This window comes from Chromobacterium alticapitis (assembly GCF_002924365.1).
Classification (GTDB): Bacteria; Pseudomonadota; Gammaproteobacteria; order Burkholderiales; family Chromobacteriaceae; genus Chromobacterium; species Chromobacterium alticapitis.
This window is the reverse complement of sequence record NZ_PQWB01000117.1, coordinates 24,274-36,546: the sequence shown is the minus strand read 5'-3', so window position 1 is coordinate 36,546 and position 12,273 is coordinate 24,274. Positions and strand designations below refer to the sequence as shown.

Genomic DNA, 12,273 nt, shown 5'->3' with positions numbered 1-12,273 from the left:
GCGCTGGGCGGCGAAGTGGAAATCCCGACGCTGGACGGCATGGCCAAGGTCAAGATCTCCTCGGAAACGCAGAGCGGCCGCGTCTACCGGCTGCGGGGCAAGGGCGTCAAGGCCGTGCGCGGCACGGACTTTGGCGATCTGCACTGCCATGTGGTGGTGGAGACCCCGGTCAAGCTGACCGATCGCCAGAAGGAATTGCTGCGCGAGTTCGAGGCGATCAGCCAGGGCGACGTGGCTACGCACAATCCGCGATCCAAGTCCTTCATGGACAAGCTGCGAGATTTCTTCGAATAAGCGAGGCGCTCTCCAAGCTAAAGCCAGTCCGTGTCGGGCTGGCTTTTTCTTTTCGGCTGACGAGCGTGCCGCTTGTCGCGGCCCGCTGTCGAGCGGCCAAGCAAAACAGCCGCCCACGCGGGCGGCTGTCTGCACATTCCAAACCAGGATAACTTCGCTTAGAAGTTGTGCTTCATCATGGCCCAGGCCAGGGTGGACTTTTCTTGAGCGAAATTGTTGATGGTTCGCGCGTCCTTGTTGTCCTTGCGCTCGCCATAGCCCACTTCCACCATGGTGTTCTTGCTCATGGTGTAGTCCAGGGCGGCCGCCCATTGGTTGCCGCCCAGGCTGTAGCGTACGCCGTCGACTTTGGCATCGCCGCGCTTGGAGTAGACCACGGAAGGCTTGAAGTTGCCGATGGTGTAGGCCGCGTTCAGGGCCCAGGTGGTGTTCTCCACCTTGTTGCCGCCGGTGCCGACGGTCGGACTCAGTTGATTGATGCCGGGAAGGGCATAAATCGGTTGCTTGTTGGCGTCGAATTTGAGCGAGCCATCGGCATTCTTCGCTTGCGCCCAGGCATCGCCATAGGTGGTCAGCCACTGGTAGCTGGCGGCCAGGTACAGATTGTTGGCGCTGTAGCCGCCTTCCAGGCGATTGGTCGAGCTGTTGCTGCTGCCCTTGGTATTGAGCTGGGTGGCGTTGGCGAAGGCGCCGAAGAAGCCGGCGTTCTGGTAGGCCAGACGTACGCCGTACTGTTCGCCTTGTTTCTTTTGGCCGGCCGGCTGGTTTTCGCCCGCGCCGTATTGCAGCGTCAGGTTGAAGCCGTACAAGGTCGGGGAGTCGTAGCGCACGCTGTTCTTGAAGCGCAGGTCGCCGTAGGAGAACAGATCACCTTGTTCATACAGCGGGAAGTTGGTGCCCATGCCGTCGCGGCGCGGGCCGTACAGGTTGTCGGTCGCTTCCGAGTCGGCCAGCACGTCGGTCAGATAGCCTACGCGCAGCTTGCCGAAGCCGCTGTCGACGCCGACATAGCTTTCGCGGTTGGCGAAGGTGCCGGAGGCGGAGCCGCCGCCAGCCACGCCGTCTATGGCGAAACCGGTTTCCACTTGCCAGATGGTCTTCAGGCCGTTGCCCAGATCTTCGCTGCCCTTGAAGCCTATGCGGCTGCCGAAGTCGTCGACGCCGAAAGTGGAGCTGTAGTTGTTGGCGCTGTTCTTGGTCATGGACACGCCGGCGCGCAGCGAGCCGTAGATGTTGACGTCAGCTTGAGCGAGTGCGGGGACTGCCGCGGCAACGGCTGCGGCGATAATGATTTTCTTCATGTTTCTCTAATGCCCTTTGTTTGAAAACGGCCGAAAGGCCATCATCAGCGGTGAGTTTTTGTATTCCGCTGTTCTTGGGGATCCAGTGTCGTCTGGTGGCTTGGAAGCTGTCAATAAACACAAATTAACAGCTGAAGATTATTTGCTTGAAATTCAATTTGAATTTTTTTTGTCAAAATTGAAATTAATTGGCAATGCTATCAAAATCATTGCGTTAAAAAGCGCAATTTTCATAATGGTTGGGAAAGTTAGATCTTTATGACTTTTTAATTTTTTTGATTGCCAGTATTTCTTGTAAAAAAGTGTAACTTTTTTGCCAGTGCGAAAAATGAATGCCTCTTCATGGCAAGACATGAACGGTGGTGAAGATTGCTTTTGGCGTACTCATTAGGAAAAATCATGTTAGGCGCATGAGTGGCTTGGGCGGCGCGCTGTCTGCCCGCGTGGAAAGGGCGTACAATTGACGATGTCTTTTTTAGGGGATGTTCGTCATGATTTTCGCCAATCGCTATTTTCCCGCCACCCGCATGCGCCGCATGCGCAAGGACGCTTTCAGCCGCCGCCTGATGCGCGAAAACGTGCTGACCGCCAATGACCTGATCTATCCGGTGTTTGTGATGGAGGGCAGCAATCAGGTGGTGGAGGTGCCGTCCATGCCGGGCGCGCCGCGCTTGACGCTGGACAAGCTGTTGCCCGTGGCCGAGGAAGCGCTGGAACTGGGCATCCCCATGCTGTCGCTGTTCCCTGTGATTACGGAAGGCAAGGACAACGAGGCGCGAGAGGCTTATAACCCGGATGGTTTGGTGCCGCGCGTGGTGCGGGAGCTGAAGAAGCGCTTCCCGGAGCTGGGCGTGATGACGGACGGCGCGCTGGATCCTTATACCGTTCACGGCCAGGACGGCGTGATAGACGCCAGCGGCTATGTGCTGAACGACGAAACCACCGCCATCCTGATCAAGCAAGCGCTTTGCCACGCCGAGGCCGGGGTCGACGTGTTCGGCCCGTCCGACATGATGGACGGCCGCATCGGGGCCATCCGCGAAGCGCTGGAGGAGGAAGGCTATATCCATACCAAGATTCTGGCTTACTCCGCCAAGTACTCGTCCGGTTTCTATGGCCCCTTCCGCGACGCGTTGGGTTCGTCCGGCAACCTCGGCAAGGCCAACAAGGATAATTACCAGATGGATCCGGCCAATATCGACGAGGCGATCCAGGAGGTGGCGCAGGATCTGGAAGAGGGCGCCGACATGGTGATGATCAAGCCCGGCATGCCGTATCTGGACGTGATTCGCCGCGTCAAGGATACCTTCCGCGTGCCCACTTTCGCCTACCAGGTGTCCGGCGAATACGCCATGCTGAAAGCGGCGTTCCAGAATGGCTGGCTCAACGAAGAGAAGTGCATGATGGAAAGCCTGCTCGCGTTCAAGCGCGCCGGCGCCGATGGCATCCTCACTTATTTTGCGATGGACGCCGCTCGTTTGCTGCGCCAGCGCTGATAATATGAAGCATTGAGCCGCGCCCCTTGTCCGCTTGCGGCAAGGGGCGTTTGCATTGGGAGAGACGCATGGATGTATTGCACTCCACCTGGTTCTGGGTGGCAGTGATCGCCGCGCCGGTGGCCACCGTTGTCGGCATCCTGTCCCGGCTGTCGCGGCGGGAGCCGCCCATCGAGCTGCCGCCTGGCGTCAGGCCGCTGCGTTGGGACGAAGAGGAAGACGCGCCGAACGCCGAGTTGCCGATATTGCGGGACGGTGACAGAGCGCAGCCAAAACACTGACAACTGTCACTGCTGTCAAGATAGGCGCTGCGCTAGAATGGCTACAGTTTTCGTGGCGCGCCGCCATAGGCGGGGCGCGGTGCCTGCGGGCGCGGCTGGGATTTCCGCGTCCGTCCTATCCAAAGGACTGTCATGAACCACACTTACCTGGCCCATCTGCAGGCCACGCTGGCCCAAATCAAGGCCGATGGTTTCGAAAAGCCGGAGCGCGTGATCGCCACGCCGCAAAGCGCCGACATCGCGCTGGCCGGCGGCGAGCATGTGCTGAACTTCTGTGCCAACAACTACCTGGGCCTGGCCGACGACAAGCGCCTGGTGCAGGCCGCCAAGGACGGCATGGACCAGTACGGCTACGGCTGCGCCTCGGTGCGTTTCATCTGCGGCACCCAGTCCATTCACAAGCAGCTGGAAAAGTCGATTTCCAGCTTCCTGGGCACCGACGACACCATTCTGTATTCCAGCTGCTTCGACGCCAACGGCGGCGTGTTCGAAACCCTGCTGACCGAAGAGGACGCGGTGATTTCGGACGAGCTGAACCACGCCTCCATCATCGACGGCGTGCGCTTGTGCAAGGCCAAGCGCTTCCGCTACAAGAACAACGACATGGCCGACCTGGAGGCGCAGCTGATCGCCGCCGAGCAGGCTGGCGCGCGCTTCAAGCTGATCGTCACCGATGGCGTGTTCTCGATGGACGGCATCATCGCCGATTTGAACGGCATCTGCGATCTGGCCGAGCGCCACGACGCGCTGGTGATGGTGGACGATTCGCACGCGGTGGGCTTCATCGGCGAAACCGGCGCCGGCACGCCGGAATACTGCGGGGTGTCCGACCGCGTGGACATCTACACCGGCACGCTGGGCAAGGCGCTGGGCGGCGCGTCCGGCGGCTACGTCGCCGCGCACCAGCCCATCGTCGACCTGTTGCGCCAACGCTCGCGCCCCTATTTGTTCTCCAACACGCTGGCCCCGGCCATCGCCGCCGCCAGCGTGGAAGTGCTGAACATCCTGAAGAGCGGCGAAGGCGCCGAGCTGCGCGCCAAGGTGCGCCGCAACGCCGAGCTGTTCCGCCAGGAAATGTCCGCCGCCGGCTTTACCCTGGTGCCGGGCGAGCACCCCATTGTCCCGGTGATGCTGGGCGATGCCCGCCTGGCCGGCGAAATGGCCTCCAAGCTGCTGGCCGAAGGCGTGTACGTGATCGGCTTCTCCTACCCGGTAGTGCCCAAGGGCAAGGCGCGCATCCGCACCCAGATGTCCGCCGCGCATAGCGAAGAGCAGGTGAAGAAGGCCGTGGCCGCCTTCATCAAGGTGGGCCGCGAGCTGGGCGTAATCTGATTTGACCGCATGACAGGCGGCGCGGGCGGCATGCCCGCGCGCCCAAGGATAGAGACATGAAGGCGCTTGCCAAACTGAAGGCCGCTCCCGGCCTGGAAATGACCGATGTTCCGCAGCCGGAAGTCGGCCACAACGATCTGCTGATCAAGATCGTCAAGACCGCGATCTGCGGCACCGACATCCACATCTGGAACTGGGACGAATGGTCGCAGAAGACCATCCCGGTGCCGATGCATGTCGGCCATGAATACGTCGGCGTCGTCGCCGGCATGGGTTCGGAAGTGCAGGGCTTCAAGATAGGCCAGCGCGTGTCCGGAGAAGGCCACATCACTTGCGGCCACTGCCGCAACTGCCGTGCCGGCCGCCGCCACCTGTGCCGCAACACCACCGGCGTGGGCGTGAACCGCGAGGGCGCGTTCGCTGAATACCTGGTGATCCCGGCCTTCAACGCCTTCCCGATTCCGGATGACATCTCCGACGATCTGGCGTCCATCTTCGATCCGTTCGGCAACGCCGTGCACACCGCGCTGAGCTTCAACCTGGTGGGCGAGGACGTGCTGATCACCGGCGCCGGCCCGATAGGCATCATGGCGGTGGCCATCGCCAAGCATGTCGGCGCGCGCCACGTGGTGATCACCGATGTCAACGACTACCGGCTGGATCTGGCGAAGAAGATGGGCGCCACGCGCGCCGTCAACGTTGCCAAGGAAGACCTGAAGGCGGTGATGCAGGAGCTGGGCATGACCGAGGGCTTCGACGTGGGCCTGGAAATGTCCGGCAACCCGCAGGCCTTCCGCCAGATGCTGGAAACGATGAACCATGGCGGCAAGGTGGCCTTGCTGGGCATCCCGCCGTCCAATACCGCCATCGACTGGAACCAAGTGATCTTCAAGGGTCTGGAAATCAAGGGCATCTACGGCCGCGAGATGTTCGAGACCTGGTACAAGATGGTGGCGCTGATCCAGTCCGGCCTGGATATCACGCCCATCATCACCCACCACTTCAAGGTGGATGAGTTCGAAGCCGGCTTCGCCGCCATGCTGTCCGGCCAGAGCGGCAAGGTGATCCTGGACTGGCGCTGAGCGCTACCGTCCGCTCGTCAGACGGCCTCCGCTAGCGGAGGCCGTTTTGCGTTTCAGCCCGGGCCAGGCGCGCGATGGGTTTGAAAAAAAGCCATCATGCTGCGCAGGCGCTCGGCCTGGGCGTTCAGCTGGTCCGAGGCGGCGGACAGCTGCTCCGAAGTGGAGGCGCTCAGCTGGGTGGTCATGGACAGCTGGCTGACCGCGGTATTGATCTGCTGCAGGCCTTCGCTCTGCTCGTGGGAGGCGAGGGCGATCTCTTGCACCAGCTCTGCGGTCTTGCGGATGGACGGCACCAATTGGGACAGGGCCGCGCCAGCCTGCTCAGCCATTTCCACGCTGTCCCCGGCCAAGCGGCCGATCTCGCGCGCCGCGCTTTGGCTGTCTTCCGCCAGCTTGCGCACTTGGGCGGCCACCACGGTGAAACCCAGGCCGTGCTTGCCCGCGTGGGCGGCCTCGATGGCCGCGTTCAGCGCCAGCAGATTGGTCTGGTAGGCGATGTCGTCTATCACGCCTATGCGGCCGGCGATGTCGCGTATGGCGCTCACGGTGCGGCTGACCGCCTGGCTGCCGTCGTCCGCGCAGTTGGCGGATTGGCCGGCCGTGGCGTCGGTGATGTGGGCGTTGTCGGAATTCTGCGCCACCGTGGCGGCGATTTGTTCCACCGAAGCGCTGGTCTGTTCCAGGCTGGCCGCCTGCTGCGAGGCGCTTTGACTCAAGATCTGCGCCGACGCGGCCACTTCGGAGGAGGTGGTGTTCAACTGCTCGGCGTTCTGCCGCAGTTCCTCTATCACGCGGGTCAGCCGCTCCACCATGCTTTGCATCGCCGCCAGCACGCTGTGCGCATCGCCGGCGCGCAGCCTGGCATGCACGGTCAGATCGCCAGCGGCCACGCGGCGGGCGATGTCGGCCACTACGGCCGGCTCGCCGCCCACTTGGCGGAAAATGCCGATGCCGATGAGCGCGATGGCGGCGGCCAGAGCCAGCGCGCCGATGACGGCGATGGCGGTGAACAGGCCCAGCGCCTGGCGGTAGCTGCCGTGGGTGGTTTCGATCTGTTGCTGCAGCAATTGCTCGAAGCTGGCGCGGATGGTTTCGCTGGTCCGCAGCAGTTGCTCGCTCATGGCGCGGTCCATGCCGCGCACCTGGCGGTCCACCTGTTGGCCGGACAGCTTGTCATCCTGGCGGAAGCCGGCCAGGGCGGCTTGGTAGCGCTCGTCCAGCCTGGCGTGCTCGGCGAGGATGGCGTCGATGTCGGCGCTGGGCTGGCCGGCTTCGGCCATGGCCGCGGCCGCCTGTCTGAGCATGTCGTCGACGGCGCGGTCCTCCTGATGGAAAGCGTCCAGATAGCCGGCGTAGTCGGCGCTGTCGTTGCCGCGCAGCAGGACGTCCTTCCAGTTCTGCACCTGGATTTTGAAGTGCAGATTGGCCAGCTGGACGGCGCGGTCGACGCGGTTTTGAGCGATGACCTGGCTCAGGCGGCGCTCGACGGCTTGATCCATGCCGGCCAGCTGGCCGGCGCCGGCCCCCGCGAGCAATAGCAGCGCGGCGAGGGCGGCCAGCGCGAGGAGCTGCAGCCGGGTCTTCAGCAAGAGAGGGCGGGGCATGGGCGGGCTTCCGGTTTCCGTCTTGCTCTTGGTATAGCCTGTCCCCATTGCCCCTGCGGGGCGCATGCTTGCCGCTCCGGCGGCTAGAGGCTGAAGCGCCGGGTCTGCTCGCGCAGCGCGTCCGCCATGGACGACAGCGCGCGCAGGCCGGCAATCAGCTGGCGCACCGCGCTGTCATTTTGCTCGCTCATCTGGGCGATGCTTTCCAGATTGCCGCCCAGCAGGCGGCTGGACTGGTTCTGCTCGTTCAGCGACAGCGAGATGTCGGCCATGGTGGCCACTACCTGGCCGGCGCCCTGTTCCAGCTCGACGATGGTGCGGCCGGTGGCGTCGGCCAGTTCGGCGCCGCGGCTGGCCTCGGCGCGGGCCTGGTCCATGCTGGCCACCGCGCGGCCGCCCACGCTCTGGATGGCGCTTATCATGGCGTCCACTTCGCCCAGCGACTGGTTGGTCCGCTCAGCCAGCTTGCGCACCTCGTCCGCCACCACGGCGAAGCCGCGCCCCTGCTCGCCGGCGCGGGCGGCCTCGATGGAGGCGTTCAACGCCAGCAGATTGGTCTGGTCCGCGATGTCCTTGATCACCTGCACGATGCTGCTGATGCGGCTGGCGTGCTGGTTCAGCTCGGCCAGTTCCTGGCTGCTTTGTTGCACGCTGTCGTACAGCTGAAGCATGTCCCGAGCCGAATCTTGAGCCTGGCGCGCGCCCTGTTGCGCCAGCTCGCCGGCGGCCAGGCAGCGGTCGTGGCCGCGGCGGGCGCCGTCCGCGATTTGGCCGATGGCGGTCAGCATTTCCTCTACCGCCGCCGCCATGGTGGCGGAGGATTCGTTTTGCTGTTGCACGGCCCCGCCTATCTGGCTGGCGCTGCTGCTCATCTGGCTGATCGCTTCGCTGGTGCGGGCGACGCCGTCCACCATATTGCCTATCAGCTGGTGCAAGGTGCGCTGCATGTCGCGCACGCTGGACAGCACGCTGCGGCTGTCGCCTTCCGGCGCGGCGAGGCGCTGGCTCAGATCGCCGGCGGCGATGGCGCGGCTGATGCGGTTAAGTTCAGCCGGCTCGCAACCCAACTGAGCCAACAGATTGCGGCGTATCGCCAGCGAGGCGCAGCCGCCCAGCAGCAGCGCGCCCGCGATCAGCGCCAGCGACAGCAGATGGGTCCATTGGTAATGATCCTGGGCGGCGGCGAACTCGCTGGCGGCCACCCGTTCCTGCAGGTCGCACAGTTGTTCGATCACCCGCATCACCTGCGCGCCCTCCGAGTTTTGCTCGTCGTAGAGGGCTTGCTGGATGTCCGCCGGCAGCGGCGCGCCGGCGGGGGCGTCCAACACCCGGTCGTAGACCTGTTGCCGGAACTGCGGCATGTGCTGCTCGTAGACGGCGATCAGGCGGTTTTCCTCGTCTGTCATCAAGGTGCTGCGATAGGCGCGCCACTGCTCGTCTATCAGGCCGCGGCCCTGGCGCAACATGGCCAGCTCGGCCTGGGCGCGGGAGACGCCGGCCGGGCCTTGCTTGTACAGCTCATTGACCAGCTTCAGCCGCTGCAGGCTGGCGCGGTGCCAACGGGCGATCTTGCCCAATTGCACCAGCGGCACGGTCCGGTCCTGGTAGACCGTCTGCAGCCGCGCGGTGGTATCTGACATGCCGGAGAGGCCTAGCAGGCCGACGGCGAGTATCAGCAGGGCCATCAGGCCTGTGAGCAGCAGAAGTTGAGAGCTGACTTTCCAATTTTTCATTTTCGCACCACGGTTGATTCGTTTTTGTTGGTTGGGCGGGCGTCGCGCGTGGCGGCGCGCCTGCCCGCTGCGCGCGGGTGGCCGGCGGCATGGTGGGACGGGGCGCGCTTACGGCGCGTGTTGGGCGGTTCGCCTGCTTCCTTGTTCGGCGCGGTTTGTGGGGTGGAAGTGTCGCTGTTGGATTGTCATGCTGTAGACGTGGGACATATCTGTATATGTTGTTCGGGGGCGAGTGTAACAGAGCTTTTGTAAATGTTTTGTAAATTGTTTGAATGGGAAATGGAGATGTTCGTTTCCTTGCGCTTGCCTCTTGATGGCTGTCAACTGACGCAGGTCAGGGGCACGGATAATTCATCGCTGACGAAACAGATTGGCGAGAGGTGCTTACATGATTGCGGTGATTGGAGCCGGCGTGTCCGGCCTGTCTTGCGCCTGGTGGTTGCGGCGGCAGGGGGCGGAAGTTGTGGTGTACGAGGCAGACGATAGGGTGGGCGGCAAAGTGTCGACCGAAGGCGGCGCCGTCTTGCGCGAGGAGGGGCCGCACACGCTGTTGGCGGATGAGGAGTTGCTGCAATGGCTGCAGTCGCTGGGCCTGTCTCCGGTATGGCCCAGCCAGGCCGGCGCTGTCCGCCACGTGCTGCTGGATGGCTGCTACCGGCGCTTGCCGGAGGGGCCGCTGCAATTGCTGGGAGGCAATTTGCTGAGCTGGGGCGGCAAGTGGAAAGTGATCCGCGGCATGCTGCGTCCCGGCGCGGGCAGCGCGGGCTTGGATAGCGTGGCGACGTTCTGCGATTCGCGCTTCGGCAGCGAGGTGCTGGCCAAGGTGCTGGACCCCATGGTGGGCGGCGTGTTCGCCGGCGATCCGCAGGAACTGCGGCTGCAGGAGGCGCTGCCGGAACTGGCCGAGGCTGCGCAATGCCGCGGCCCCTTCCTGAGCGGCCTGTTGAAAATGCGCAAGCGCATGGAGGGCCGGCGCGCCTGTACTCTGCAAGGCGGCTTGCAACAATTGCCGCTGCGGCTGGCGGCCGAACTGGATGTGCGCTTGAACTGCCCGGTGACGGCGCTGCGGCGCGAGGGCGCCGGCTGGCGGCTGCGCACCGCTGCCGGCTGGGAGCGCGCGCAGCAGGTGGTGCTGGCCTTGCCGGCGGCGCAGGCCGCGACCCTGCTGCATCCGCTGGCGCCGGCGTTGGCCGATGCCTGCCGCCGCATTCCGTACGCGCCGCTGGCCGTGGTCAGCACGCTGCTGGAGGCGGATGCGCTGGAGTGGCCGCTGGAGGGCGGCGGCGCGCTGCATCCCGAGGCGGAAGGCATGTTGACGCTAGGGCATTTGAGCGTCAGCAACAGTTATCCTCATGTGTGTCCGGACGGCACGCAGCTGTTGACCAGCTTCATCGGCGGCCGACGCCATCCGGAGCGGATGGAACTGAGCGACGCGGAAATGCTGCTCGGCTTGAACCGGGAAATGGCGGAGCGTTTCGGCTTGCGCGCCCGGCCGGTGTCGCAGCGGGTCACGCGCTGGCCGGCGGCGCTGCCGCAAGGCACTTCGCTGCAGGGGCGAGTGAGGCGGATGGCACAGCCGCTGGCGGGGCAGGGTTTGCATGTGTGCGCCAACTGGCTGGACGGCGTCTCGCTGGCCGATTGCCTGCGCAAGGGCAGGCGCTTGGCGGCCCGCCTGGGCGGCGTCGGTCGGCCCGGCTTTGCGTGAGCGGCCGCAGACGGTAGAATCGGCCTTTATTTGTCAAATTTCCATCGACACGTACCTATGCTTACCTTCCAGGAAATCATCCTCACGCTCCAGCACTACTGGAACCGCCAGGGCTGCGCGCTGCTGCAGCCCTACGACACCGAAGTGGGCGCCGGCACCTCGCACACCGCCACTTTCCTGCGCGCGCTGGGTCCTGAGCCCTGGAACGCCGCTTACGTGCAGCCCAGCCGCCGTCCCAAGGACGGCCGCTACGGCGAAAACCCGAACCGCCTGTTCCAGCATCACCAGTTCCAGGTGGTGCTGAAACCGGCCCCGGCCAATATCCAGGAGCTCTACCTGGGTTCGCTGAAGGAACTGGGTCTGGACCCCACCCAGCAGGACATCCGCTTCGTCGAGGACGACTGGGAAAACCCGACGCTGGGCGCCTGGGGCCTGGGTTGGGAGGTGTGGCTGAACGGCATGGAAGTGACGCAGTTCACCTACTTCCAGCAAGTGGGCGGCCTGGATTGCAAGCCGGTGCTGGGCGAGATCACCTACGGCCTGGAGCGCCTGGCCATGTATCTGCAGGGCGTGGAAAACGTCTATGACCTGATCTGGACCCACCTGCCGGACGGGCAGCCGGTCACTTATGGCAATGTGTTCTACCAGAACGAGGTGGAGCAATCCAAGTACGCCTTCGAGCACAGCAATGTCGAGCTGCTGTTCCGCCAGTTCAACGACTACGAGGCCGAAGCCAAGAAACTGTTGGAAGCCAGCCTGCCGCTGCCGGCGTATGAAATGATCCTGAAGGCCGGCCACGCTTTCAATCTGCTGGACGCGCGCGGCTCCATCTCGGTGACCGAGCGCGCCGCCTATATCGGCCGCATCCGCAATCTGTCGCGCGGCGTGGCGCAGGCGTACTACGACGCCCGCGAGGCGCTGGGCTTCCCGATGTGCCGCAAGGACTGATGGCGCGCGCGGCTTATCGCCTATGCTGTTAAGGCTGGCAAGTCCGGCCTGACCGATAGGAGAGGAAAATGAGAGCCTGCGCCGCGATATTGTTGCTGTTTAGCCTGGCTGCCAGGGCCGAGTCCGCCGCCGACTGGGTGGTGTACCAGGATGGCGGCCAGCTGCAGCTGGCGATAGACGGCAATTCGTTGTGGATGGGCAAGGACGGCCTGGTGCATTTCATCAACCAGGAGCGCTTCGCCAAGCAGCGCTACGAGAAATCGTATCGGCTGCACTTCTCTATCCGCCGCACCACCGGTTACGCCGATTGCAAGCAATACCAGTACGTGTTTGTCGGTTCCGAGTATTTCGACGAGAACAACAAGCACCTGTTTTCCACCATGTTTCCGGTGCCGCGCTATGCCTGGAAGTGGCAGCCGGTGGCCGAAAGCTCGGTCGCCCACGCCATGATGAAGGTGATCTGCGACGCGGCCGGAAACGCAGCCCAATAATTGAAA

General features: G+C 63.8%; 10 protein-coding genes and 1 pseudogene. 8 read left to right on the top strand and 3 right to left on the bottom strand.

The genetic code is table 11. From position 1 onward, the window contains the following. On the top strand, positions 1-294 hold a 294-nt coding region (locus tag C2I19_RS18355), incomplete at its 5' end, for a DnaJ C-terminal domain-containing protein (RefSeq protein WP_304529156.1). A gap of 158 nt (positions 295-452) precedes the next feature. Here C2I19_RS18355 and C2I19_RS18350 read toward each other — a convergent pair. Then, positions 453-1,595, bottom strand: coding sequence for a porin (locus C2I19_RS18350; protein ID WP_103904077.1), 1,143 nt, complete (start codon positions 1,593-1,595; stop codon positions 453-455). A gap of 491 nt (positions 1,596-2,086) precedes the next feature. On the opposite strand from C2I19_RS18350, the gene hemB reads away from it, so the two are divergent. From hemB to tdh, 4 genes are all read left to right on the top strand, one after another. After that, positions 2,087-3,091, top strand: a complete 1,005-nt coding sequence (gene hemB, locus C2I19_RS18345) for a porphobilinogen synthase (protein WP_103904079.1) — start codon at positions 2,087-2,089, stop codon at positions 3,089-3,091. A 68-nt stretch (positions 3,092-3,159) separates the two neighbouring features. After that, positions 3,160-3,372 (top strand): hypothetical protein, encoded by a 213-nt coding sequence (locus tag C2I19_RS18340; RefSeq protein WP_103904076.1) that lies wholly within the window; start codon positions 3,160-3,162, stop codon positions 3,370-3,372. Positions 3,373-3,504: 132 nt separating this feature from the next. Beyond that, a complete protein-coding gene (locus C2I19_RS18335; RefSeq protein WP_103904075.1) occupies positions 3,505-4,704 on the top strand; it encodes a glycine C-acetyltransferase in 1,200 nt (399 codons plus the stop codon). Between the two features lie 56 nt (positions 4,705-4,760). Further along, entirely contained in the window at positions 4,761-5,786 is a 1,026-nt protein-coding gene (gene tdh / locus C2I19_RS18330; RefSeq protein WP_103904074.1) for an L-threonine 3-dehydrogenase, read from the top strand. A gap of 53 nt (positions 5,787-5,839) precedes the next feature. On the opposite strand, the gene C2I19_RS22610 is transcribed toward tdh, so the two are convergent. Further along, positions 5,840-7,390, bottom strand: coding sequence for a methyl-accepting chemotaxis protein (locus C2I19_RS22610; protein ID WP_233201266.1), 1,551 nt, complete (start codon positions 7,388-7,390; stop codon positions 5,840-5,842). Between the two features lie 83 nt (positions 7,391-7,473). Next, positions 7,474-9,111: pseudogene (locus C2I19_RS18320) on the bottom strand (methyl-accepting chemotaxis protein); the annotation flags it as partial. A 400-nt stretch (positions 9,112-9,511) separates the two neighbouring features. On the opposite strand from C2I19_RS18320, the gene hemG reads away from it, so the two are divergent. The 3 genes from hemG to C2I19_RS18305 all read left to right on the top strand — a co-directional run bounded on the left by hemG (position 9,512) and on the right by C2I19_RS18305 (position 12,267). Then, on the top strand, positions 9,512-10,828 hold the full coding sequence (hemG, locus tag C2I19_RS18315) for a protoporphyrinogen oxidase (RefSeq protein ID WP_103904072.1): 1,317 nt from the start codon (positions 9,512-9,514) through the stop codon (positions 10,826-10,828). A 57-nt stretch (positions 10,829-10,885) separates the two neighbouring features. Next, positions 10,886-11,776: a glycine--tRNA ligase subunit alpha gene (gene glyQ, locus C2I19_RS18310; RefSeq protein ID WP_103904071.1), complete on the top strand. Its 891-nt coding sequence runs from the start codon at positions 10,886-10,888 to the stop codon at positions 11,774-11,776. 68 nt (positions 11,777-11,844) lie between these two features. Further along, positions 11,845-12,267 carry a surface-adhesin E family protein gene (locus C2I19_RS18305; RefSeq protein ID WP_103904070.1) on the top strand — a complete coding sequence of 141 codons (423 nt, stop codon included), beginning with the start codon at positions 11,845-11,847 and terminating at the stop codon, positions 12,265-12,267. The last annotated feature ends 6 nt before the right edge of the window (positions 12,268-12,273 follow it).

Coding starts and splice junctions, on each gene's coding strand:
- C2I19_RS18350 (WP_103904077.1), bottom strand. CDS start 1,595: ATGAAGAAAATCATTATCGCCGCAGCCGTTGCCGCGGCAGTCCCCGCA.
- hemB (WP_103904079.1), top strand. CDS start 2,087: ATGATTTTCGCCAATCGCTATTTTCCCGCCACCCGCATGCGCCGCATG.
- C2I19_RS18340 (WP_103904076.1), top strand. CDS start 3,160: ATGGATGTATTGCACTCCACCTGGTTCTGGGTGGCAGTGATCGCCGCG.
- C2I19_RS18335 (WP_103904075.1), top strand. CDS start 3,505: ATGAACCACACTTACCTGGCCCATCTGCAGGCCACGCTGGCCCAAATC.
- tdh (WP_103904074.1), top strand. CDS start 4,761: ATGAAGGCGCTTGCCAAACTGAAGGCCGCTCCCGGCCTGGAAATGACC.
- C2I19_RS22610 (WP_233201266.1), bottom strand. CDS start 7,390: ATGCCCCGCCCTCTCTTGCTGAAGACCCGGCTGCAGCTCCTCGCGCTG.
- hemG (WP_103904072.1), top strand. CDS start 9,512: ATGATTGCGGTGATTGGAGCCGGCGTGTCCGGCCTGTCTTGCGCCTGG.
- glyQ (WP_103904071.1), top strand. CDS start 10,886: ATGCTTACCTTCCAGGAAATCATCCTCACGCTCCAGCACTACTGGAAC.
- C2I19_RS18305 (WP_103904070.1), top strand. CDS start 11,845: ATGAGAGCCTGCGCCGCGATATTGTTGCTGTTTAGCCTGGCTGCCAGG.